The organism is Nocardia sp. NPDC003726, assembly GCF_053586955.1.
Genome location: NZ_JBSFNF010000003.1, coordinates 377,379 through 400,519, shown reverse-complemented (window position 1 = coordinate 400,519; position 23,141 = coordinate 377,379). Strand labels below are relative to the sequence as shown.

Sequence of the window (23,141 nt, the reverse complement as noted above, 5' to 3'; positions counted from 1 at the left end):
TGGTACTGCACTCGACAGGGTGTGGGAGAGTAGGACACCGCCGGAACATCCTTTCACGAAAGGCCCTCGACACAGTCGAGGGCCTTTCGTCGTTTCTGGAAAATTCCAGGAATTACTTGCCATGCCTGCCGGCGGTGAGCGCGGTCGTCAATTCGGCTGCCGTGCCGCGCGTCGCATCGATGAATTCGTCGCGTTCCACGCGCGTCGTCGCGGCACGCAGCGGTCCCAGCTGAATTTCGTAGGCCGCGGTGCCGCTCGCGTCGAAAACCGGGGCCGCGAGATAACTCAGCGGCAATATGTCGTCCGAATCCAATTCCGCCCGCGTGAAAGGCCGGGACGTGAGCGCGGCGAGCTGGCGAAGAGCGCGAGTACGCAGATGCGGTCGAAGCAATTCGGATCCGACCGCGCCGAGCAGATCGGCGAGAAGATCGACCATGCCCGCATCGTCCGCGCGTGGCCGGAACACCGCGACCCCGCGTTCGCGCACCAACGCCAGCAGCGCACCCGCCATACGCTGATCCGCCCCGGTGGCAGTGCCCAGCCAGGTGTTCTGCTCATTCGCCGGACGCCACGGCATCACACTGGCCCCGGCGGGGAATTGCAGCGGAATGCGATGTCCCACCGGGATTCCCGGCACCACTCGGTCGACGCCGGGCCGGACGTCGAGCACGGTGAGCCGATCCGGTTCGATGCGGCTGAACGTGGCGCCGTAACCGGTCCGGGCGGCCAGGCCGGCGAGAAGTTCGCCCACGTCATGGGGAAGCGCGGCCCCGTGCAATCCCACCAGAGCCGGACCGATGCCGTAACCGCGCGCCGGATCGCGCACGACCCAACCGGCCGTATCCAATTCGGCCAGGATCGCGGTCGCGGTCGCGCGGGCTATGCCCAGCCGTTCGGCGATGCCTGCGACGCTGATCGGCTCCCCGGAAGTCGCCAGCAGCGACACGATATCGACGACGCGACGCGTCGGCGGCGACGCGGATCGGTCCGGCATGGCGGCAACCTCTTGTCCCGGCTCGGGTGAGCGACCTACGATGACGAATATTAGATCACAGACTGTCGAATATTCGTCAGTTCGACGGGTAGGGAGCGCCAATGATTCTGGATCGGTTCCGCATCGATGATCAGGTCGCCATAGTCACCGGCGCGGGTCGTGGCCTGGGCGCGGCTATCGCGGTCGCTTTCGCGGAGGCGGGCGCGGATGTCGTCATCGCCGCCCGCACCAAGAGCCAGCTCGACGAGGTTGCCGAGCGGGTCGCCGCCGCCGGACGGCAGGCGCACGTGGTGCCCGCGGATCTGAGCGACGCCGAGGTCACGGCGGCGCTCGCCGGGGCGGCTGTCGAACGCTTCGGGCGATTGGACATCGTGGTCAACAACGTGGGCGGCGCGCTGCCGTGCCCGCTGTTGGACACGACGCCGCAGGCATTGACGGAAGCCTTCGAATTCAATGTCACCAACGCGCACGCCCTGGTCAGGGCGGCGGTGCCGCGCATGCTCGAAACAGCAGGTGGCGGGTCGATTCTCAACATCACGTCCACGATGGGGCGGCTGCCAGGACGTGCGTTCGCGGCATACGGCACCGCCAAGGCCGCTCTCGCCCACTACACCAAACTCGCCGCCCTCGATCTGAATCCGCGTATCCGGGTCAACGCCATCGCGCCGGGCTCCATCCTGACCTCCGCGCTGGAGGTGGTCGCCGCGAACGACGCCATGCGGGCGGAGTTGGAGTCGAAAACGCCGCTGCACCGGATCGGCGAACCCGAGGACATCGCCGCGGCCGCGCTCTATCTGGTGTCGCCCGCGGGGAAGTACCTCACCGGCAAGATTCTCGAGCCGGACGGCGGCTTGATCGTTCCCAACCTCGACCTCCCGATCCCGGACCTGTGACATGACATATCGCGTAGTGCAATGGGGCACCGGCAATGTGGGCAGGCATGCCCTGGCCGGCGTGATCGCCCATCCCGAACTGGAATTGACCGGCGTGTGGGTGTCCGGTCCCGCCAAAAGCGGCACGGATGCCGGAACGCTCGCGGGGCTGGATCATCCGGTGGGAGTCACCGCGACGACCGACGCGGACGCGTTGCTCGCGTCGCGTCCGGACTGCGTCGTCTACTGCAGCATGACCGACAACCGGCTCTTCGAGGCCGTGCAGGATCTGCAGCGCATCCTTGCCGCGGGGATCAATGTCGTCGCGTGTGCCCCCGTGTTCTTCCAGTATCCCTACGGTGTGCTGCCCGACGAGCTGCTGAAGCCGGTGGAAGAGGCGGCAGGGCAGGGCAATTCGTCGCTGTGGGTGAACGGCATCGACCCAGGTTTCGCCAACGACCTGCTGCCGCTCGCGCTCGCGGGGACCTGTCTGCGCATCGACCAGCTGCGCTGTCTGGAGATCGTGGACTACGCCAGCTACGACAATCGCGCGGTCATGTTCGACATCATGGGCTTCGGCAAGCCCATGGACGAGACGCCCATGCTGTTGCAACCAGGCGTGCTGTCGCTCGCCTGGGGCGGCACGGTTCGTCAGCTCGCGGCCGGGATCGGGGTCACCCTCGACGCCGTCACGCAGACCTACGAGCGCATCCCCGCGCTGGAGTCGTTCGACATCGCGACCGGGCACATCGCCGAGGGCACCGCGGCGGCGCTGCGCTTCGAAGTCAGGGGCATGGTCGGGGACACGCCCGTCACGGTGCTCGAGCACGTGACCCGGCTGCGCCCCGACCTGTGTCCCGACTGGCCGCAGCCGGCGGACCCGGAGGGCTCCTACCGCGTCGAGATCACGGGCGAGCCGAATTACGCGCTGGACCTGGTGACCTCGAGCCGCAACGGGGATCACAACTACGCGACCGTCCTGGCGACCGGCCTGCGCATCGTCAACGCCATTCCCGCGGTGGTCGCGGCACCCGCCGGAATCCGCACCGCGCTGGATCTCCCGCTGATCACCGCTCCCGCGCACCGCCCTGGCCGGTGATCGCCGCGTCGGCTGCGCGGAGGTTCCGGCTCGATCGGGTTCCCAACTGATTCGGGGCGGCGGTTCGGCGGTCCGCGACCGGCGGCGGGGCTTCAAGGCATGCCGCGCCGCCGGTCCCGACCCGCCCGGCGGTCGCGGCCGCCACGGGGACTGACATCAGGATCAGGGCGGACCCGAGCACGGTAGACCGGGGGCCCGCAACCGCACCCTCGGTCGCGGGTCCAACACTAGATCTGCCGGACGGCTTCGGAACCGGCACTGCTCTGCTCCCGCAAGCCCATCAGTCCCAGCGCCTGACTGCTGCTCGACCGATCAGGACCAGGACGGACCGAGCACAGTAGGCCGGCTCTCGGCACGAGCAGTCCCCGCTCGACCTCAGCCTTCGGCCAGCGCGCGCAGCAGAGTGTTTTTGCCAGACCCGCTGCGGCCGATCGGACCGCGGTCACGCGCTGGAGCTGACAGGCTCGCGGGAGCAGTGCCCGCTCGACCTCATCCGCGAGCTCCAGTCGCGGGTCCGCAGTCGAGATGCGGTTGCGGACCCACCGGCCTACCGTGCTCGGGTCTGCCCCCGGTGGTCCCGGTCGGGCAGCAGGCGGCGGGATCTACCCGGCGCGCAGTGCGGACAGCGCCCGTTCGACATCTTCGGCGCTGTTGTAGAAATGGAAGGCGAACCGCAGACCGCCGCCACGGGCCGAGGCGACCACCTCCGCCTGTTCGAGCCGGGCCGCCAGATCGCCCGCGCCAGGAACGGAGACGATCGGCGAGCGCGCATCGACCGGCTCGAAACCCAGTGCGCGCAGTCCCGCTCGGAAATCGTCAGCGAGTTCCAGGTCGTGTGCGCCGATCTTGTCGACGGTGAGTTCCTCGATCAGCGACAACCCTGCCAGCGCGGCCACGACGCCGAGCCAGTCGGGCGTCGTGTCGAAACGCCGTGCCGTCGCGGGTAGCGCGCTGGGGCGGTAGAGCTCCGCCCAGCGGTCCTCGGCGGCATACCAGCTGGAGCCGATCGGGCGCAGCTGCGGGACGAGTTCGGGCGGCGTGGCCAGGAACGCGACGCTGCGCGCGCCGATCAGCCATTTGAAGCTGGCGCAGACCCAATAGTCCGCGTCGGCGAAGCGCAGTGGCAGCCAGCCCGCGGCCTGGGTGGCGTCCACGAGCAGGCGCGCGCCGTTGGCTCGGGTGACCGCGCGCAGTTCGGCGAGATCGGTGACCCGGCCGTCCGCGGATTGCACGACGCTCACCGCCACCAGCGCGGTCTCCGGCCGCACCTGGGCGGCCAGCTCCGCCAAGGGCACGAACCGCACGGCCAGGTCGCCCCGGTAGACGAAAGGCATGGACACCGAGGCGAATTCGCCTTCCGGCAGCAGCACCTCCGCGCCGGGTGGCAGTGCCGCGGCCACGGGCGCGATCAGCCCCGCGACACCGCTGCCGAGCGCTATGTCGTCGGCGGTAGCGCCGTCGAGCAGCCGGGCGAACCCCGCGCGCAGGTCGGGTACCAGCAGGTCCACCTGGGAGGTCGGCCCGTTGCGGCCGGTCGCCCAGCTCGCGCTGGCATCGCGCACCGCGGCAAGGGCGCGGGCGGACGGCAGACCGAAGGAGGCGGTGTTCAGATAGGTGATCTCGGGAGTGAACTCGTCAGGCGCTAGCGAGGGCATGGTGGCAGCATCCGCCGGGCGGCGCGGGACCGTCCAGCGCCACCGGGCGGATAGTGGACCGATTTCGCGCGACTATCGGGTGGCGCCCGGTGCGCCCGTCACTTGTCCGGCGCCCACATGTTGGACAGCAGGTGGAAGCTGGGTGTGTCCGACAGCGACTGCATGGATTCGTAGACGCGCCGGTAGGCCGTGGAGGCGATGCGCCACTTGCCGTCGGCGTCGCGGCGGTAGGTGTCGGTGTAGTAGCCGGCCCCCCGGATCAGCACCCCGTACTCGGTGGCGATCACGGTGTCCTCGAACGCCCAGGATCCGGTGGCCGTCGCGCCGTCGACGACGATCTCGGGGTGGTTGGCGATATGGACCGTGACCAGCGAGGGCCCGAGGTTCTCCCGCATGAACGCGGTGATGGCCGCACGGCCGTCGAGCTGTAGCGGCTCGCCCATGGCGTGCGTGCCGTAGCGCCCCTTCGCGTCCGCGGCGAGGGTGTCGGCGAACTCGTCCCACTCTTTGAGGTCGAGGGTGCGGAAGTATCGATACTTCAGTTGGCGGACGGCTTCGATGGCGTCGAGATCCATCTGTCGAGCCTGGCACGCGCAGCTTCCACAGACAAGAACGTGTTCTATTTTGGTGGATTTCGGCCGAGGGTGTCGAACCGGCACGACCGGGTATTCGTGGGAAGGGCGTTGCCGTGCGGTCACGGCAGCGCCGAGGTGCCCGATCTCGTCACGACCAGGGGAATTCCCGATGACCGACCGTCCCGCCACCCACCAGCCGAACCAGGAAACCGCCCTCGATCAGGAACTCGCGCTGAAAGCTGCCGCGCGGCGCTTGGAGAACGAATTCGGCGGCGTCGTCAGCGAAGCCGCGATCGAGGACCATCTCCAGGCCTCCTACGACCAGGTCGCCGACCACGCCACCGTGGTCGGTTTCTTGCCGCTGCTGGCCGAGCGGAACACCCGCGAGTGGCTTTTCGCCCAGGCTGATTCCGGGCACGGGTCCGCTTAGTGCCCTCTAAGCTCTACGCGAGCACGCGTGGAGGTTGTTGGCAATGACGGTCGAGGTGATGACCGATCCCGAGCCGGGGGAGTTACCGTACGGATCAGGATCGGCAGCACGACCGAGCCCGCCTCCGGTATCGATGATCGAGCGGATGACGCTGATTCTGGAGGCGTTCGACGGCGCTACGCCGACGCTCACCCTCGTCGAACTGTCCGAGCGCACCGGGCTGCCGCGCTCGACCGTGCATCGCATCCTCGATCAATTGGTCCGGTTGCGCTGGCTGGCGCACGCGCCCGGCGGTTACCGTCTCGGCCTGCGCACACTGGAGTTGGGCGGCCTCGCCGCCGACCACAACGAGATCCGCGACGCGGTGAGTCCGCTGCTGCACGACGTGTGCCGGCAGACCGGCATGGTCGGCCACCTCGGCGTTCTGGACGGCCACGATGTGCTGTACCTGGACAAGATCGGCGGCCGGATCGCCGCGAGCGTGCCCACCCGGCTCGGCGGCCGGATGCCGGCGCACAGCACCGCCCTCGGCAAGGCGCTGCTGGCGACGCTGGACCCGAGCATCGTGGAGGCGTCCTTCCGGGATCGCCTGCCCCAGTTGACCGCCCGCACGCTCGCCGACCGCTCCGAACTGCATCGCGAACTCGGCCGCATCCGCAACCGCCAGGGCGTCGCCGTCGACAACGAGGAATCCGTGCCCGGCATCACGTGCGTGGCCGTGCCGATTCGCGGTCGCGGCGCGGCGGTGGCCGCGGTGTCGCTGTCGAGCCGGGCCTGCGCCGACGTGGCGGCGCCGGACACCGCGCGGCTGGCTCGTGCGCTGGCCGAGATCGCCCGTGAGGCAGCGCGAACCCTCTGCCCTCGATACAGGCGGTGAAGGGGGCCTGCTCCGGTGCGCACGGGCCACGCCCGGATCATTTCCGATCCGCGGCTGCCGTCGCTGAGCGGAATGGCCGGAATTAGCGGCGCACTTGCTGAATCGCCTGCCTTTCACTGCGGATAATTTTCGTTCGCCGTGCGCGGCGGCGGCCGGGCTGCTTTCCTGGTGAGGTCAGGATGGAAAGTCCGTGAGCAGCCGAGCCGGAGCCGGGGGAGCGATGCACCGGGTACCGATCCAGGAGCGGCCATTCCGTGCCGAATGGCTATGGTTTGCCGCAGGAGCGCTGGCCACCCTCGCGGTGGTCGTCTGGCTGGTGCGGCCGTCGGCGCCGACCTGCGGCGCCGCGCGTCCGCTCGACGAGGTGTCCGCACCGTCCCGATTCCCGGTGTCCGCGGTGACTTTCGCGCCGATCGGGCCGGATATGTCCGCCGAGGCGCGCTACTACGTGTTCGGCAGACAAGTCTCGTGCTCGTTCCGTGCGCTGCCGCCCGACGGCTACTATGCCGGGCTGTCCACTCCCGGCTACGGGCGCGCCGACCTCTGCGGGGCCTATCTGGACATCGCGGGTCCACGCGGGTCGGTCCGGGCGATGGTGGTCGACCACTGCCCGGCATGCGCTCCGGGGCAACTGGATCTGAGCGCGGCGGCGTTCGAGCGGATCGCCGATCCGCGCGACGGCGTGGCGCGGGTCGGCTACCGCTTGGTCCGCGACCCGCAACCGGCGCAGGAGTTGACCTACGAGGTACAACCGGATTCCTCCGCGTCCTGGTTCGGCATCCTGTTCGGCGGCACCGGGAATCCGTTGCGCGAAGCGGCTGTTCGCCCAGCCGATGGCGGCCCGTGGCGACAGCTCACCCGCCGAGGGGACAACTATTGGACCATCTCCGGTGCTGGCCCCGGCCCGTTCACCGCGCGCGTGACGGACGTCTTCGGTAACGAGGCCGAGATCGCCGAGGTGGTGGTGGAACCGGGCCGGTATCCGGCGGGTACCCGGCTCTATTCGGGCGCGCCGTCTTTCGCGTCGTCGCCGTCGCTCGCGACCGCGACGGGGCCCGTCACGGTCGCGTCCGGCTGCCGGCGATAGGCCGATCAGGCCAGTTTCGCGGCGAGCGCGCGCCCTGCGGCCCGGCCGGAGAAGATGCACCCCCCGAGAAAGGTGCCCTCGAGCGCGTTGTAGCCGTGCACCCCGCCGCCGCCGAATCCGGCGACCTCACCCGCGGCGTACAGGCCGGGGAACACCGTGCCGTCCGGCCGGACCACCTGCGAATCCAGGTCCGTCTGCAGGCCGCCCAAAGTCTTGCGGGTGAGGATGTTGAGCCGCACGGCGATCAGCGGGCCCGCGGCGGGATCGAGGATGCGGTGGGGTTTGGCGACCCGGCCCGCCCGGTCGCCGAGGTACCGGCGCGCGTTGGCGATCGCCATGAGCTGGCTGTCCTTGCCGTATTTGTTCGCCAGTTCCCGGTCGCGCGCGATGATCTGGCGTTCCAGGTCGTCGTAGTCGAGCTGGGGTCCGCGCGCGATCTTGTTCATGCCCTCGACCAGCTCGCGCAGCGTGTCCGCGACGACGAAATCGGCACCGTGCCGCTTGAACGCCTCCACCGGGCCCGGCGCGCCCTTGGCGACGCGGCTCTTCAGGGTGAGCTTGAGGTCCTTGCCGGTGATGTCCGGGTTCTGCTCGGAGCCCGACAGCGCGAACTCCTTCTCGATGATCGACTGGGTGAGCACGAACCAGGAGTAGTCGTAACCCGTCTTCAGGATCTCCTTCATGGTCGTGTTCGTATCGAATCCGGGAAAACACGGCGCGGGCAGGCGCTTGCCGTTGGCGTCGAACCACAGCGAGGACGGCCCGGGGATGATCCGGATGGCGTGGTCGGGCCAGATCGGGTCCCAGTTGACGATGCCCTCGGTGTAGTGCCACATGCGATCCCGGTTGACGATGGCGCCGCCAGCGGCCTCGGTGATGGCGAGCATCCGGCCGTCGACGTGCGCGGGCACGCCGGAGATCATGGTCTCCGGGCACGGGCCCAGTCGCTCGGTGGGCCAGTTGCGCCGGATCAGCTCGTGGTTGTGGCCGATTCCGCCGGAAGCCACGATCACGGCCTTGGCGCGCAACTCGAACCCGCCGACTTCGGTCCTGGACGAGGCGCGGCCGCGTTCCAGATCGGTGTCCTCCAGCACGGCGCCGCGCACGCCGATCACCGCGCCGTCCTCGACGATCAATTCGTCCACCCGGTGGCGGAAACCGAAGCGGACCAGCCCGCGCCGCTCGCCCTCGAGCACCGGCTCGGCGAAGACCCGCACCACCTCCGGGCCGGTGCCCCAGGTGAGGTGGAAGCGCGGCACCGAGTTGCCGTGCCCGTCGGCGCCCGCGCCGCCGCGTTCGGCCCAGCCGACCAGCGGCGTCACGCGCAGGCCGAGTTCGCGCAGATAGTCCCGCTTCTCGGTGGCGGCGAACCGCACGTACGCCTGCGCCCACTGCCGGGCCCATTTGTCCTCGTCGTCGCGGTCGAACCCGGCCGAGCCGAGCCAGTCCTGCAGGGCCAGCTCGTAGGAGTCCTCGATGCCGAGACGCCGCTGCTCCGGGCTGTCGACGAAGAAGAGCCCGCCCAGCGACCAGAACGCCTGGCCGCCGAGATTGTTGCGGTTCTCCTGGTCCAGCACGTGCACCGTGCGGCCGGCCTTGACCAGTTCGTGCGTGGCGACCAGGCCGGCCAGCCCGGCGCCGACGACGAGGACGTCCACTTCGGGGCTGCTGTGGGACATGTTCATCCTTCGGTTGCGGTGCTGTAGGCCAGCACGACGTGGTGGAAGAGTTCGGTGCGGCGCTCGCGCACGGCCTGGTTGTCCGGCTCCATCAGCACCTGCACGCTGGTGCCGTCGTGCACGGCGATGAGCGCTTGCCCGAATGCCTCCGGATCGGGCACGATGCGGCCGCCGCGGGCGAGCGCAGCGACGATCGTCGGCATGAGGGCGGCGACGATGGCCTCCTCGCGTGCGGCCATCACTCGGCGCAGCGCGGGGGTGCGCAGGGCGTGCGCGGTGAATTCGGCCGTGATCCGGTACCAGCCCTCATCGACCGGCACCGCGCGTTCCAGCCGCTGGACCGCGGCGCGGATGTCGTCGGTGCCCTCGGCCGCGATCTCGTCCAGGATGGCGCTCGCCTGCGTGAGCATCGCCGTGGAGCGCTGCTCCCACATGGCCAGGAACAACTCGTCCAGCGAGCTGAAGTTCGAGTAGAACGCTCCGCGGGTGAATCCGGCGCGCTCACACACCCGCTCCACGGTGGCGCGGCCGAAGCCCTCCTCGGCGAACGCCTCGTAGGCGGCGGTGAGCAGCCGGTTCCTGGTTTCGGCGCGGCGGCGGGTGACCCGGGCCGGCGCGGCCTGCGCGGCGTCGGACGTCATCGGGCACCTCCTCGTTCGGGTGCATTGGATACAGGAATGTACTCGATACAGGAATGTATCAGAGGTCGTCGGGCTGCGTGCCGTATTTCCCGAGTAGGGTGATTCCGGCGCTGGCTACCGCCGGGGTGCCCCATCCGTGTCGATCCGATCGGTGCGAGGTGATCCGATGAGCGAAGTTCGCAGCGATGCGCCCGCGATGCGCTGCTGGCGGGTGCGCAGGCCCGGTGCGATCGAGAGCGGGCCGCTGGACGCGCAGCGCGCACCCGTCCCCGAACCCGGTCCCGGGGAGCTGCTGGTGCGTGTGCTGGCCTGCGGAGTGTGCCGGACCGACTTGCATGTGGCCGAAGGCGACCTTCCGGTGCACCGCCCCGGGGTGGTGCCGGGGCACGAGGTCGTCGGCGAGGTGGCCGCGCTCGGGCCGGCCGCGGAGGGGGAGGGCTTCGCGGTGGGGGACCGGGTGGGCATCGCCTGGCTGCGGCACACGTGCGGGGAGTGCAAGTTCTGCCTGCGCGGAGCGGAGAACCTCTGTCCGCATTCGGCCTACACCGGCTGGGATGCCGACGGCGGTTACGCCGAATTTGCTTGTGTACCAGCGGCATACGCACTGCGCCTGCCCGCCGGGTACTCCGACGCCGACACCGCTCCGCTGTTGTGCGCGGGCATCATCGGGTACCGCGCGCTGCTACGGGCCGCGGTGCCGCCGGGTGGGCGGCTGGGCATCTACGGTTTCGGCGGCAGCGCCCACATCGCCGTTCAGGTGGCCGCCGCACGCGGAGCGCAGGTGCACGTGATGACCAGGGACCCGGCGGCGCGGGAGCTGGCCGCCGCGCTGGGTGCGGCCTCCGTGCAGGGGGCGGCGGATCCCCCTCCGGTGCCGCTGGATTCGGCGATCCTGTTCGCGCCCGTCGGTGAACTGGTGCCGCCCGCGCTCGCGGCGCTCGATCGGGGCGGAGTCCTCGCCGTCGCCGGTATCCATCTCAGTGACATTCCCGCATTGAACTACCAGCGGCATCTGTTCCAGGAACGGGAGATTCGCTCGGTGACCGCGAATACCCGCGCGGACGCTCGCGAATTCCTGGCTTTCGCGGGCGAACACCGGATACATCTCACCACGCACGGGTATTCCCTGGACATGGCCGATCGGGCGCTCGCCGACCTCGCGCGCGGACGATTCGCCGGAGCGGCAGTTCTCGTCCCGTAGAACACGATTCGGCGCTGACTCCGTATCGGTCGGATGGAGTTGCTTGACGACCGGCGAAGCCGTTCCTACCTTCGCGGATATAGCCGAGTAATTGTCACTGACAAGTGTCGCTCGGCTGTCTCACAACGGCGTGAGTAGGTGAGCACGATGGCCAACCGGAAGGTAATCCAGTTCGAGAAGTGGCGTGTGGCAAGGGCATTCGCCGTGCTACTGCTCGCAGCGGCGTTCGGGGCCGCGACGGGCATGCACGCATGGGCGGCGTCCTGCGCGGCGGTCGACGTCGTCGTCGCGAGAGGCACCCATGAACCCGGATATCTGGGTTCGGTGGTGGGCGACCCGCTCTACGACGCACTGTGGCAGACGCTTCCGATCGATTCGCAGGCCTATCGGGTGGACTACCCCGCCGACCTGCTCGACCCGTCCTCCATCAGCCGCGGCACCCAGGACATGACCGCTCACGTGATCTGGCAGGCGGCGAGGTGCCCCGACCAGCGGTTCATCCTGGTCGGCTTCTCGCAAGGCGCCGTCGTCACCCACGGGGTGCTCGGCACCGGCATCGTGACGGTGCTCGGTGGCATCCACACACTGCCCGCGGATCTGGAATCCCGGGTGGCCGCGGTGCTGCTGTTCGGCGACCCGATCCGGCTGATCGGCTGGAACGTGCCGGACCCATACGCCTGGCGGACCGGAAACTACTGCGCGAGCGGCGATCCGGTGTGTGAAGGCGGCATCCGTCCGGCTGCGCACACGGACTACCGGTGGGCCATGCGGCCCGCCGTGGCGTTCGCGGTGGACCGGGTGTGACATCCCGGAACGACAGGGTGGGACCGGTTCGAACCCGGCCCCACCCTCAGCTGTGCGCGGCTACCACTGCAGACCCGGAACGACCCGCGCGACGCGCGCCGCGGGCCTTGGCAGCGCCATGAGCGGCATGATCACCGGAGCCAGCGCGGACAGCGGGCCGCCGGACGCCTCGGTGGCGGGCGACGACTCGGCCGGACGGTCGTGCGAGTCGCCGCGCGCCGCGCGGGACTCCCCGAACAACCGGAAACCCTGGTGCATGATCTGCCGCTTCACCGACGGCATCAGCAATTCGACCGCCTGGGCGAAGGTGCCGACCGGCGTGTCGATGCGATGCGGCCGGTCCTCGAGCGCGCGCACCACGATCGCGGCGGCCTGATCCGGATCCGGCACCGGAAGCGCGCGGTACAGGTCGGTCGGCGCGATCATCGGGGTCCGCACCAGCGGCATCCGCACCGAGGTGAACGTGATCCCGGCATCCCGGTTCTCCACCGCCGCGATCTCGCTGAAGTTGTCCAGCGCCGACTTGCTCGCCACGTAGGCGGCGAACCGGGGCACCTTGGTCTGCACCGCGATCGAGGAGATGTTGACCACGTGCCCGAAGCGGCGCGCCCGCATCGACGGCAGCAGTCCGAGGATCAACCGCACGGCGCCGAAGTAGTTCACCGCCATGGTGCGCTCGAAATCGTGCATCCGGTCGGTGGAATTGAGCACGGAGCGGCGGATCGAGCGGCCCGCGTTGTTCACCAGGTAGTCGACGTGGCCGTGGTCGTCGAGGACGCACTGCACCAGCTTCTCGACCGCTTCGGAGTCGGTGATGTCGCACGGATAGGTATGCGCGACACCGCCTTCCGCGCGCACCGCCTCGGCGGCGGCCGCGAGGTCGTCGTGCCCGCGCGCGACCATGAGGACCGTGGCGCCGCGCCGGGCGACCGCGTGCGCGGTGGCAAGACCGATCCCGGAGGACGCGCCGGTGATGAGCACGATCCGTCCGGCGAGCGGGTCGCCGGTGACCGACACGCGGCCGCGCTGCGGGTCGAGGTGATCGCGCCAGTACTGCCACAACCGCTCGGCGTAGCTGTCGAACGACGGCACGGTCAGACCGGCGCCGCGCAGCTGGGCGCGGGTGGAGTCGCTGATGAACTCCGCGGAGAACGAGGTGTGCGGAGCGACTTCGGCGGGGATGCCCACCTGTTCGAGCAGGAAATCGCGCACGGTGGTGACGCCGGGGATGTGTGCGAGGCCGCTGAGGGCCAAGCCGCTGCCGGGCACCGTGCCCAGGCCGGTCGGGGCGCCCGCCGCCGCGGCGAGCGCGCGGTACACCTCCGCGAACGGCTGCGGTTCCGGGTTGACCAGGTGGAAGGTCCGTCCGTCCAGGCCGGGGCGGCGGATCAGTTCCCCCATGGCGGCCGAAACGTAATCGACCGGAACGATATTGGTCGCGCCGAGATCGGGCAGCGGCAACGGCAGATCGGACGGCAGCGTGGCCAGCCGCGCGATCGCGCCGAAGAAGTAGTAGGGGCCGTCGATCTTGTCCATCTCGCCGGTGCGGGAATCGCCCACGATGATCGCGGGCCGATAGACCCGCCAGCGCACCCCGCGCGACTCGCGGACCAGCTTCTCGGCGGCGAACTTGGTGCGGTGGTACGGCGAGGTCAGCTGCTGCCCGAGGTCGAAGTCCTCCTCGAAGAACTTGCCCTTGTGGTCGCCCGCCACCGCCACGGAGGACACGTGGTGCAGCACCGCGCCCAGTTCGGTGGCCAGGGCCAGCACCGAACGCGTGCCGGTGACGTTCGCGGCGTGCGCGGTGTCCTCGTCGGCCGTCATGTCGTAGACGGCGCCGAGGTGAACGATGTGGTCGGCCTGCGGCGCCTCGCACGCCAAGCCGAGTCCTTCGGCGGTGAGATCGCCGATCAGGGCGTAGACCCGTTCGGCGCCGCGCCAGCCCGAGGCGATATCGGTGAACTTCCCCAGCGACGTCTCGCGCACCAGCACGTGGACGATCGCTTCCGCGTCGTGGTCGAGCAGGTCTTGCACAACCCGCCTGCCGAGGAATCCGGTTCCGCCCGTCACGATGTAAGTGGCCATCGCACTCTCCTGCTGTTCACTCGAACCTTGTTGTCGCACAAGTCATCCGGCATGCGGCAATGGATGCGGACAGCGTGATTCGGCCCCCAGCGACAGACGTCGGGCCGAAAGTAGGAACACCTTCGTCCTGACTTATTACTGAAGAGTAATCCACCGCTCTCGACCCCGGCAAGCGATCATGAGCCGTTCACCATGTGGGACTGATCACCCGTCTGCGCAGGTCAAACGGTATGTGTTACAAAGATTTCCAGTTACCCGGATTCTGGTCGAGTGTCCAGCAAATAGATGGCGTCCGGTGCCGCTACTTCTTCTCGACGCGGGCGGGCGGCGTCTGCAGTGGAGGCTTGTCGCGCAGGAACGTCTCGAGGGCGTCCAGGTCGGTCGGGCCCACCGCGGTATCGGTGCCCTCGGTGAAGACGGTGAATCCGTCGCCCCCCGAGGCCAGGAAGTTGTTGGTCGTGATGCGATAGGTGGCGACCGGGTCGAGCGGCCGGCCCGCGATGCGGACGCTGTCCGCGATCACCTTCGCGCCCGCGGGGGCGGTGGCGGAGTAGGCGTAGCCGATCCCCGCCGGAGAGAGGATCGTCGCTCTGCCGGAGTCGTTCCACTGCTGTTCCAGCAGGCGCAGGAGCTGGCTGCCGGTCAGCGTGAGCGTGACGACCTGGTTGCCGAACGGTTGGACGGTGAAGAGGTCGCCGTAAGTGACCGGTCCCTGCTTCAGGTCCGCGCGCACGCCGCCGGGGTTCATGAAGGCGGCGACGGCGGCGGCCGGACCCGCCGTGACCGACAGCATGGAATCGGCGATCACATCGCCCAGTGGTGAGGTGCCCGCAGGCGCCGGATCGTGCGGGAGAGTGGTCGCGGTCGCGCCGACCACGCGGCCCGCGCGCGGGCGCGACTGTTCGGTGTAGAAATCGATCAGCGCGGTGGTCTCCGCGTCGGGCGTCACCTCGCGGGTGACCACGCGGTTGACCGCCGAGGCGTGCACGCCGTCGCTGCCGAAACGCAGCGTGACATCGGTGATGAGCCGCCCGTACGAGGCCGCCTGGGTGATCACCTTGCCGCCGATGGTGCACACGTAGGGCTGGTGGCTGTGCGCGGTGAAGACCGCCCGGACCGCGGGGTCGATGCGCTCGGCCAGTCCCGTGACGTTCGGCGTGACGTTCGCGCAACCGTTGTAGTCCAGCGCCGCGTCCCGCTCTGGCCGCTGGGAACCGCCGTCGTGCACCAGCGCCACGATCGCCTCGGCGCCCGCCGCCTTCAGCTCCGGCACGTAGCGGTTGATCGCGGCGGCTTCGTCGCCGAAGTGGAAGCCCCGGATCCCTTCGGGCAGCACGATACTCGCGGTTTCGGGCGTGACCGTGCCGACTACGCCGATGCGGTGGCCGCCCACCTCCAGCATGGTCCACGGACGCAGCGCGGGCGGCAGGTTGCCCTGCGCGTCGGTGACGTTCGCCGCCAGATAGGGAAACTTCGCGCCGGTGAACGGGGCGCCGGGAGAACATCCGTCGTAGGCGCACCCGCCGCGCTGCAAGCGCGCCAATTCCAGTACGCCGTCGTCGAATTCGTGATTGCCGACCGCGGACGCGGCCACTCCCACGTGATCGAGGAAGTCGATCGTCGGCTCGTCGTGGAACAGGCTGGAGATCAGCGGACTGGCCCCGATGTTGTCCCCGGCCGCCAGCACGGCGCTGGACGGATACGCCGCCTTCAGCCGGGCGAGATGGGTGGCGAGGTACGCGGCTCCGCCCGCCTCGTAGTGCGCGATCTTGCCGTTGGATCCGCTCGGCGGCTGCAGATTCCCGTGCAGGTCGTTGAAGCCGAACAGGTGCACCTCGTCCGGTTGCGCCCCGCGCAGGTCGTTCGTCGAGATCAGGGGCACGATCCCGGCGACCGTCGACGGGCCGGGACCGCTGCCGGGATCGGACGTCGTGCCGCAACCCCCTACCAGACCGGCGCCGGCGAGACCGGCAAGAATCACGGCGATGCGACGGCGCGCTCTCATACCATGACTGTCCCACGGCGGCGGCGTTCGCGCACGACGGCCGAAATGCGGCGCGGCACAGGGGGATGCGCCGTGCCGGTCCGGCTACTGCGCGGCCGGGAACTGTTCGGCGAGTTCCTCGAAGACCGCGGTGTTCATCGCGAAAGCGCGCTTGCCCTCGTCGAGCACGCGGCGGCGTTCCAGGTCGTCGAGGTCCAGCTGGTCGAGCAGGCCGCGGTATTCCCGCTTGAACGCCGCCGGATTACCCACGCCGTCGAAGACGTAGAAGCGGACTCCGTCGCCGCGATGGGGCAGGTTCCACAGCTTCTCCGCGGTGCCGCGGATGACCTGCCCACCGGACAGGTCGCCGAGATAACGGGTGTAGTGATGGGCGATGTACCCGGCGGGCCACTCGCGCGCGCACTCGTCGATGCGTTCGGCGTAGGCGGCGGTGGCCGGCAACGGTTCCAGGCCGGTTCGCCAGCCGGGACCGAGCAGATGCGTGAGGTCGCGCTCGAGTTCGGCGGTGCGGGCCAGCTCGGGCCGGATGAACGGCCCGGCCACCGGGTCGTCGGCCAGCGTGGCCCACCGCTGTTCGAGCGCGCGATAGATGAACCAGAGCTGACCGGTGTAGCGGTGATACGAGTCGACGCCGAGCGATCCGCCGAGCATGTCGCTCATGAAGCGGGAGTTCTCCGCCTCCGCATGCTGTTGCGCGGTGGCGGTGCGGATCTGCGTCGAGAACGGCACTGCTTCCGACATGTCCGAACACCTCACCTCACACCGGGGCGCCGCCCGATCGCGGCGCCCTGACCAGTTCGATATGAGGTTACCGGGCGGGCGTTCGGCGCGCATGCGCCTCGCGGCTCACTGCGCGGGCGCCGAACGGCGGCGGCGCCGCACGATCGGGCGGCGCAGCGAGCCGAACCGGCGCAGTATCCGCGGTCTGCGCACGGTGCGGTCGCACCATTCGCCGAGGGTGACGCCCGCCGCGAGCGCGCAGCCGATGCCGAAGGCCGACAGCAGCTGATTGCCCCCGATCAGCAGTTCGTCGTTGAGCAGCGCGTAGAGCCCGCGGTAGACCTTGAGGCCGGGAAGCAGCGGAGTGATGCCCGCGACGGCGACGACCAGCGGCGGTGTCAGCGCGCGGCGGGCCATCAGGCCACCGGCCAGGCCGACCAGCGTCGCCGCGACGCCGGAGGAGATGACGGGGCCGAAACCCGCCTCCTGGATGGCGAGGAAGCAGATGATGCCAGCGGCGCCGCTGCCCGCCGCTGCGGCCAGCGCCCGTCGTTCGGCGTAGCAGGCGAGCGCGAACGCCAGGGCGGCCACCGCACCGGCCAGGATCTTCACCGGCAGGTCGGTGAGGTCGCGGGAGGAGGTCAGATAGACCGGCGGCACGGTGGCGTCGAGGAGATCGGCGATGCGCAGGGTGAGCGCGATGCCCGCGATGATGCCGCCGGTCATCATCATCACCTCCAGCATGCGGGCCGTTGCGGTGATCGGCGCGCCGGTTATCGCGTCCTGCACCGAGCCGACCAGCTGCAATCCACTGAGCAACACGGTGATTCCGGCCGCGATGATCAGGGTCGGGTCGACGTCGATCCGCAGGCGCGCGGCCAGGCTCGCCAGCACGATGGCCGGGATCGCCGCGATGGCCCCGCCCACCATGTGCTGGAAGAAGAACGGCAGCCCGTAGCGATTGAGGACGCGATTGGCGCGGTCGATCGCCGCGGTGGTCGCGAAACTGACCGCGGCCACGAGGGCGCCCGCGCCGAGCAGCGCCGCGATCGCCGCCGCCATCAGCGACCACGCCGCGGTGGCCGTCCACCGGTGATACGGGTGTGGCGCCGAGGTGATCGCGTCCAGTGCGGCGCGGGCCTGCTGCGGCGGGACCACCTCGTTGCGAATCCGGCGGGTGAGCCGGTCCACGGCGGCGAGCCGGGTGAAATCCAGGGCGCGGTAGTGCACGATCCGCATCGTGCTGGCCGGGGGCAGCGCGGGGCCGCGGTCGGCCCAGATGCGGATGGCGTCGTAGGTGACGTCGATGCTGCAACGGGACAGCCCGTAGGTGGCGGCGATGAACCGCACCGTCGTGGTGGTGTCCACCACGCCGGTGCCTGAGGCCAGCACCACTTCGCCGACCCGGACCGCGAGGTCGAGGACCTCGGCGACCCTGGCGTCGTCGGTGAGGTCGATCGGCTGCAACGGCGTCGGCGCGGTGACGATGGTGTCCGCGGTCGCCTGCCGGTCCGCGACCAGCAGGCCGACGGCCTGGGTGACGACCGGAATCGGCCGGGCGCGCCGCAGGCGAAGCCCGCGACGCCAGCCGAAGTGATCCACCCGTTCGGTGGTGGGATCGCCTACGGAAGTTGCGTCAGGACTCATGGAGGCGAACCTAGTCATCGGATGACTTCTCGGCATCCGTGCGGGTCGCGGCGGGCGCGCCGGTTGTGCCCGGCCCCTTGGTGCCCCCGGCGATCCATGGTAGAACTTGTTCTAATTTCGGCGATGGGAGCGCGTACGGTGCGGTACGGAATCGTGTTGTTCACCAGCGATCGGGGCATCACCCCCGCGGACGCGGCGGTGGCCGCCGAGCGTGCCGGATTCGACACGTTCTATGTGCCCGAGCACACCCACATCCCGGTGGTCCGTGCCGCGGCGCACCCGCGCACCGGCGACGCGAGCCTGCCGGACGACCGCTATCTGCGGACCCTGGACCCGTGGGTCGCGCTGGGCACCGCCGCTTCGGTGACCGAGCGCATCGGATTGTCCACCGCGGTGGCGCTGCCCGCCGAACACCATCCGATCACGTTGGCCAAGACCATCGCCTCGCTGGATCATCTCTCCGGCGGCCGGGTCAGCCTCGGTGTCGGATTCGGCTGGAACACCGACGAACTGGCCCACCACGGCGTGCCGGCGGGCAAGCGCAGGACGGTGCTGCGGGAGCACCTGGAGGCGATGCGCGCGCTGTGGACCGAAGAGGAGGCCCGCTTCGACGGCGAGTTCGTCACCTTCGGCGCGAGCTGGTCCTGGCCGAAGCCGGTGCAGAAGCGCATTCCCGTCCTGCTCGGCGCGGCGGGCACCGAGAAGAACTTCACCTGGCTGGCGAAGCACGCCGACGGATGGATCACCACACCCACCGAGGACGACCTGGACCAGAAGATCGCTCTGCTGCACCGGGTATGGCGCGAGCAAGAACGCGCCGACAGCCCCGAGGTCGTGGCGCTGGCCGGGCGGCACGACGCCGCGCAACTGGCGCGCTGGGCCGGATCCGGGGTCACGGAAGCGGTTTTCGGACTGCCCGACCGTTCCGCGGAGGATGTGCGGGCCTATCTCACCCGCCTGGCGGGGAAGCTGGGGATCGAGCCCGTCGGGTGACACGCCGGCGCATCCTCGCCGACGGACTGGTTGAGGCGCTCGGGGCGCGCCCACCGGCGTGACTGTGAGGGTGCGGCCCGGGTCGCTCATCGTGGGGGCTGGGCCCGTGTCGCGCTGAAAGCTCGAACGCCATGGGCAGCACGACCTGTCCCGTCGCGTCACGCAGCTCGACCGCCCTGGCGTCGGCAGCGACGCGAACGTGCCCGCGTCGAGGACGGCTCGGTGCGCAACCGCCGTGAGCGTCGGTGCAGGTTTCCGGTGGCCCGCGCCCGCGCAGGTGAACTGCGCGCGTATCCAGCACGTGAACCCGATCGCTGGCGTCGATGCCGCGCTGCGTCACCCCGTGCGGAACATTAAGATCTCGTCGTCGGGATCGTGGCGGACCATCGCGCCGCGCGTCGAGTCGAACCGCATCCGGACGGAAGCGGCCCGCGCGAAGCGGATTCGCGCGGGCCACGAGCCGGACCTGTCAGCGCAGGTCGCGGCGGCGGAAGGCGGTGATGCCTACGGCGAGCAGCGTCGCGGCGAGCGCGAGCAGCCACAGCAGCGGCTGAGCCTGGAATTCGGAGCCGGGCACCTTCGGCGGGTGGACGAACGGCACGAGATCCAGCATCCAGTGCGGCAGGCCGTCGAGCGAGCCGACGAAGAAGATCACCACCATGGCGCTGAGCACGCCCCACGCGACCGGCGCGAACCGCGGTGCGACGCCGTAGAGCGCGACCGCGATCCCCGTGACCACCCACACGGCGGGCACCTGCACCGCGGCGGCGGCCAGCGACTGGCCGAGTTTCGTGCCTAGGTCGCCGCCGGTGCCGCCGTAGACGATGCCGATCGCGACGCCGGAGACCAGCAGTGCCGCGGCGGGGCCGAGCAGCGCGAAGCCGATGTGGCTCAGCGCGTAGCGGACGCGCCCGACGGCGCCCGACAGCGTGGCCTCGACCCTGGCGCTGGTCTCCTCGTCGTGCAACCGCAGGGCGGCGGAGATCGAATAGGCGGACGCGGCCGCGGCGAGCATCGTGATCGCGTAGGTGATGAAGGACTGCTGCAACTGCTGTGAGCCGCCCATCCTGGTGACCATGTCGCGGATGGACGCGCTGCCGTCGAGCATGTCGCCGACGCTGTTCACCGCGCCGCCGATGAGCAGGCCGTAGAGGGCGAAGCCGATCGTCCACGCCAGCAGGGTGCCGCGCTGCAACCGCCAGGCGAGCCCGAACGGGCCGGACAGGATCGGCGCCGCCGCGGACGGCCCCGGACGCTCGGCGATGAGCCCCGAACCGATGTCGCGGTTGCCGAGCAACGCGTAGGCGACGGCGGTGGCGAGCACGGCGAGTGCGGCGAACAGCAGCAGCACCCACCAGCGTTCCTCGGCGTACGGGCGGATCTGCAGCGACCAGCCGATGGGGGACAACCAGGACAGCACGCCGTTTCCGGCGTCACCGACCGCGCGCAGGGCGAAGGCCGCGCCGAGCGCGCCGAACGCCACGCCGCGCGCCACCCTGGCGCCCGAGCTCACCTGGGCGGCGACCGCGGCCACCGCGGCCCAGACGATGCCCGACGCCGCGAGGGCGGAGCCGAAGGCAAGCGATCCCCCCAGTGGCAGGTCGGTGCCGTAGAGCGACAGCGCGCACACGACTCCGGCGAGCGCCGCGCCCGCGTAGGTCATGATCACGGTGGCGGTGAGACCGGCGTAGCGGCCGATGCTGGTGGCGCCCACCAGCTCCGCGCGGCCGGTCTCCTCCTCGACGCGGGTGTGGCGGATCACCGTGAGCACCGTGGCGATGGCGATCATGGTGTACATGGCCCCGGCCTTCCAGGTGCCGATCGACCCGAGCGCGGAGCTGAACACCGGCCCGTACATGGCGATCAACGCGGGGCTGTCGGCCGTGGTCCGCGCGAAGCTGTCCAGGGACGCCTGATTGTCGTAGAGATCCTTGATGCTGACGACCTGGAAGGCGGGCATCACTCCGATCAGCAGCGTCCACAGCGGCAGCACGATCCGGTCGCGCCGCAGATACAGCCGCAGCAACCGTCCGGTGCCCGCGAAGTCGCCGGAAACACCGAATGCCGGCGCCGCCGCGGCGCGGCCGGCGATGGCGGTGGTCATGCTCGCACCTTCTCCCCGGTGGCCGCGCCGGACTCGGCGTCGTGACCGTCGACGTGGTAATGCCGCAGGAACAGCTCCTCCAGCGTGGGCGGCGTGCTGGTCAGGCTGCGCACGCCCGCGTCGCCGAGCACCCGGATCAGCTCGCCGAGGTGCTCGTTGTCGACCTGGCAGCGCAGCGTGTGGTCGTCGAGTTCGATGTCCTCCACGCCCGGGATGCGGCTCAGATCGCCCGCGTCCCCGGTCAATTCGGCGGTGATCGACGTGCGCGACAGATGGCGCAGATCCGACAGCGACCCGCTCTCCACCGTGCGCCCGGCCCGGATGATGGTCACCCGGTCGCAGAGCACCTCGACCTCGGACAGGATGTGGCTGGACAACAGGACGGTCGCGCCGCGCTCCCGCGCCTCGCGCACGCACTCCCGGAAGACCTGCTCCATCAGCGGGTCCAGACCCGAGGTCGGCTCGTCGAGCAGCAGCAGCGGCGCGTCGGAGGCCAGCGCCGCGACGAGCGCGACCTTCTGGCGATTGCCCTTGGAATAGGTGCGTGCCTTCTTGCGGGGATCGAGATCGAAGCGCTCGATCAGCTCGTCGCGCCGCCGCACGTCGAGACCGCCCCGCATCCGGGACAGCAGATCGATGGTTTCCCCGCCCGACAGCGACGGCCACAGCGTGACATCGCCTGGCACATAGGCTAATTCGCGGTGCAGGGCGACCGCGTCGGCCCACGGGTCGCGGCCGAACAACCTGGCTCGCCCGCCCGTGGCGCGCAGGATGCCCAGCAGCACCCGGATGGTGGTGGACTTGCCCGCGCCGTTGGGGCCGAGGAAGCCGTGGATCTCGCCTTCGGCCACGGTGAGGTCGAGGCCGTCCAGCGCGGTGACGTGACCGAAAGTCTTACGCAGATCGCGGACTTCGATGATGTCGGACATCACTTCTCCTTGGTGAATGTGTCCAAGATCGTGGAATCGGTGAGCAGCCCCTGGGTGTAGAACTCCAGGGCTGGTGGGGTGAGTTCTTCGGAGAGCTCGCGAATCGCCTTGCGATAGTCGATCTTCTCGTCGCGGTGCTGGCGCATCTGCATGTACAGCATCGTTGCGCCGACGTTGAGCAGCATCAGGTAACGGGCGCGTGCCGCCGGATCGCGGCTCGGTTTGATCGTGCCCGCCTCGACCGCCTTCTCGATGTATCCCTCGGCATCGGCGGCCATGTGCTCGAACAGTGATTCCGCCATCGGTCCTCCCGCCTGCAGGCTGCGCACCATGTAGGCGACCAGCGGCGCGTACGACTCGATCTCGGCCAGGGCATCGAGCATGCCCGCCTTCACCGACGACGCGGTGATCGCCTTGACCTTCTCGTCGCGGATCAACTGCAACACCCGATCGTCGCAGGCGGCCCGCAGGCCGTCCTTGGAACCGAAGTGATGGTTGACCAAACCGGGGGAGACGCCGGCGGCTGCGGCGATCTTGCGGACTCCGACCTGGAATCCGTGTTCGCCGAACACCTCGATCGCGGTATCGCGAATGCGCGCCGCGGTGGTCAGATCCTCGGCGGATCCTTGCGGAACGGGCTGTTGGTTAAACACATGTTCAGTATATTAAACACTCGTTCAACGGTCGAGCAAGACCTTGCGCCGACTTGTCCTGCGTCACGGTTTGCCGCGCGTGTACGGGGCT

The 23,141-nt window shown here is 69.7% G+C and carries 20 protein-coding genes; 8 read left to right on the top strand and 12 right to left on the bottom strand.

Translation table 11 applies throughout. The features are described from left to right. Positions 1-112 precede the first annotated feature (112 nt). A complete protein-coding gene (locus ACWDMM_RS06635) occupies positions 113-1,096 on the bottom strand; it encodes a helix-turn-helix domain-containing protein (RefSeq protein WP_449936349.1) in 984 nt (327 codons plus the stop codon). On the opposite strand from ACWDMM_RS06635, the gene ACWDMM_RS06630 reads away from it, so the two are divergent. Beyond that, a complete protein-coding gene (locus ACWDMM_RS06630; RefSeq protein ID WP_195078971.1) occupies positions 1,096-1,887 on the top strand; it encodes an SDR family oxidoreductase in 792 nt (263 codons plus the stop codon). The genes ACWDMM_RS06635 and ACWDMM_RS06630 overlap by 1 nt on opposite strands. A 1-nt stretch (position 1,888) precedes the next feature. Further along, on the top strand, positions 1,889-2,965 hold the full coding sequence (locus ACWDMM_RS06625; RefSeq protein WP_449936347.1) for an NAD(P)H-dependent amine dehydrogenase family protein: 1,077 nt from the start codon (positions 1,889-1,891) through the stop codon (positions 2,963-2,965). Between the two features lie 602 nt (positions 2,966-3,567). Here ACWDMM_RS06625 and ACWDMM_RS06620 read toward each other — a convergent pair. Together ACWDMM_RS06620 and ACWDMM_RS06615 are read right to left on the bottom strand one after the other, a co-directional pair. Continuing rightward, on the bottom strand, positions 3,568-4,620 hold the full coding sequence (locus tag ACWDMM_RS06620; RefSeq protein ID WP_449936344.1) for an aminotransferase class V-fold PLP-dependent enzyme: 1,053 nt from the start codon (positions 4,618-4,620) through the stop codon (positions 3,568-3,570). Between the two features lie 98 nt (positions 4,621-4,718). Then, the gene (locus tag ACWDMM_RS06615; protein WP_449936342.1) at positions 4,719-5,195 is read right to left on the bottom strand and encodes a nuclear transport factor 2 family protein; all 477 of its coding nucleotides are present in this window, start codon (positions 5,193-5,195) and stop codon (positions 4,719-4,721) included. A gap of 169 nt (positions 5,196-5,364) precedes the next feature. Between ACWDMM_RS06615 and ACWDMM_RS06610 the strand changes: the two genes are divergently transcribed. The 3 genes from ACWDMM_RS06610 to ACWDMM_RS06600 all read left to right on the top strand — a co-directional run bounded on the left by ACWDMM_RS06610 (position 5,365) and on the right by ACWDMM_RS06600 (position 7,589). Next, positions 5,365-5,625, top strand: a complete 261-nt coding sequence (locus ACWDMM_RS06610; RefSeq protein WP_449936341.1) for a three-helix bundle dimerization domain-containing protein — start codon at positions 5,365-5,367, stop codon at positions 5,623-5,625. 145 nt (positions 5,626-5,770) lie between these two features. Then, the gene (locus ACWDMM_RS06605; protein ID WP_357103519.1) at positions 5,771-6,502 is read left to right on the top strand and encodes an IclR family transcriptional regulator; all 732 of its coding nucleotides are present in this window, start codon (positions 5,771-5,773) and stop codon (positions 6,500-6,502) included. A gap of 190 nt (positions 6,503-6,692) precedes the next feature. Next, positions 6,693-7,589: an expansin EXLX1 family cellulose-binding protein gene (locus tag ACWDMM_RS06600; RefSeq protein WP_195078977.1), complete on the top strand. Its 897-nt coding sequence runs from the start codon at positions 6,693-6,695 to the stop codon at positions 7,587-7,589. 5 nt (positions 7,590-7,594) lie between these two features. Here the strand turns inward: ACWDMM_RS06600 and ACWDMM_RS06595 are convergent, their stop codons facing one another. Both ACWDMM_RS06595 and ACWDMM_RS06590 read right to left on the bottom strand, forming a co-directional pair. Continuing rightward, positions 7,595-9,274, bottom strand: coding sequence for an FAD-binding dehydrogenase (locus ACWDMM_RS06595; RefSeq protein ID WP_195078978.1), 1,680 nt, complete (start codon positions 9,272-9,274; stop codon positions 7,595-7,597). Continuing rightward, positions 9,271-9,909: a TetR/AcrR family transcriptional regulator gene (locus ACWDMM_RS06590; RefSeq protein WP_195078979.1), complete on the bottom strand. Its 639-nt coding sequence runs from the start codon at positions 9,907-9,909 to the stop codon at positions 9,271-9,273. Before ACWDMM_RS06590 ends, ACWDMM_RS06595 begins: the two co-directional genes overlap by 4 nt. A 196-nt stretch (positions 9,910-10,105) precedes the next feature. On the opposite strand from ACWDMM_RS06590, the gene ACWDMM_RS06585 reads away from it, so the two are divergent. Continuing rightward, a complete protein-coding gene (locus tag ACWDMM_RS06585; protein ID WP_449936373.1) occupies positions 10,106-11,110 on the top strand; it encodes a zinc-binding alcohol dehydrogenase family protein in 1,005 nt (334 codons plus the stop codon). A gap of 147 nt (positions 11,111-11,257) precedes the next feature. Continuing rightward, entirely contained in the window at positions 11,258-11,914 is a 657-nt protein-coding gene (locus ACWDMM_RS06580; RefSeq protein WP_195078980.1) for a cutinase family protein, read from the top strand. 60 nt (positions 11,915-11,974) lie between these two features. On the opposite strand, the gene ACWDMM_RS06575 is transcribed toward ACWDMM_RS06580, so the two are convergent. From ACWDMM_RS06575 to ACWDMM_RS06560, 4 genes are all read right to left on the bottom strand, one after another. Then, positions 11,975-13,999 carry an SDR family oxidoreductase gene (locus tag ACWDMM_RS06575; RefSeq protein ID WP_449936333.1) on the bottom strand — a complete coding sequence of 675 codons (2,025 nt, stop codon included), beginning with the start codon at positions 13,997-13,999 and terminating at the stop codon, positions 11,975-11,977. Between the two features lie 301 nt (positions 14,000-14,300). Further along, a complete protein-coding gene (locus tag ACWDMM_RS06570) occupies positions 14,301-16,004 on the bottom strand; it encodes a bifunctional metallophosphatase/5'-nucleotidase (protein WP_449936330.1) in 1,704 nt (567 codons plus the stop codon). Between the two features lie 84 nt (positions 16,005-16,088). Continuing rightward, complete coding sequence (locus tag ACWDMM_RS06565) at positions 16,089-16,745, bottom strand: biliverdin-producing heme oxygenase (protein ID WP_357208813.1); 657 nt, start codon at positions 16,743-16,745, stop codon at positions 16,089-16,091. 105 nt (positions 16,746-16,850) lie between these two features. Then, positions 16,851-18,371 (bottom strand): threonine/serine exporter family protein, encoded by a 1,521-nt coding sequence (locus tag ACWDMM_RS06560; protein WP_195078984.1) that lies wholly within the window; start codon positions 18,369-18,371, stop codon positions 16,851-16,853. Positions 18,372-18,509: 138 nt separating this feature from the next. On the opposite strand from ACWDMM_RS06560, the gene ACWDMM_RS06555 reads away from it, so the two are divergent. Beyond that, positions 18,510-19,364 (top strand): LLM class F420-dependent oxidoreductase, encoded by an 855-nt coding sequence (locus ACWDMM_RS06555; RefSeq protein WP_449936370.1) that lies wholly within the window; start codon positions 18,510-18,512, stop codon positions 19,362-19,364. A gap of 469 nt (positions 19,365-19,833) precedes the next feature. Here ACWDMM_RS06555 and ACWDMM_RS06550 read toward each other — a convergent pair whose 3' ends face one another. From ACWDMM_RS06550 to ACWDMM_RS06540, 3 genes are read right to left on the bottom strand one after another with little or no spacing between them, the layout of a single operon-like run. Then, entirely contained in the window at positions 19,834-21,468 is a 1,635-nt protein-coding gene (locus ACWDMM_RS06550; RefSeq protein ID WP_449936327.1) for an ABC transporter permease, read from the bottom strand. Continuing rightward, a complete protein-coding gene (locus tag ACWDMM_RS06545; RefSeq protein ID WP_195078986.1) occupies positions 21,465-22,397 on the bottom strand; it encodes an ABC transporter ATP-binding protein in 933 nt (310 codons plus the stop codon). Before ACWDMM_RS06545 ends, ACWDMM_RS06550 begins: the two co-directional genes overlap by 4 nt. After that, positions 22,397-23,050, bottom strand: coding sequence for a TetR family transcriptional regulator (locus ACWDMM_RS06540; RefSeq protein WP_449936323.1), 654 nt, complete (start codon positions 23,048-23,050; stop codon positions 22,397-22,399). Before ACWDMM_RS06540 ends, ACWDMM_RS06545 begins: the two co-directional genes overlap by 1 nt. Positions 23,051-23,141 lie beyond the last annotated feature (91 nt).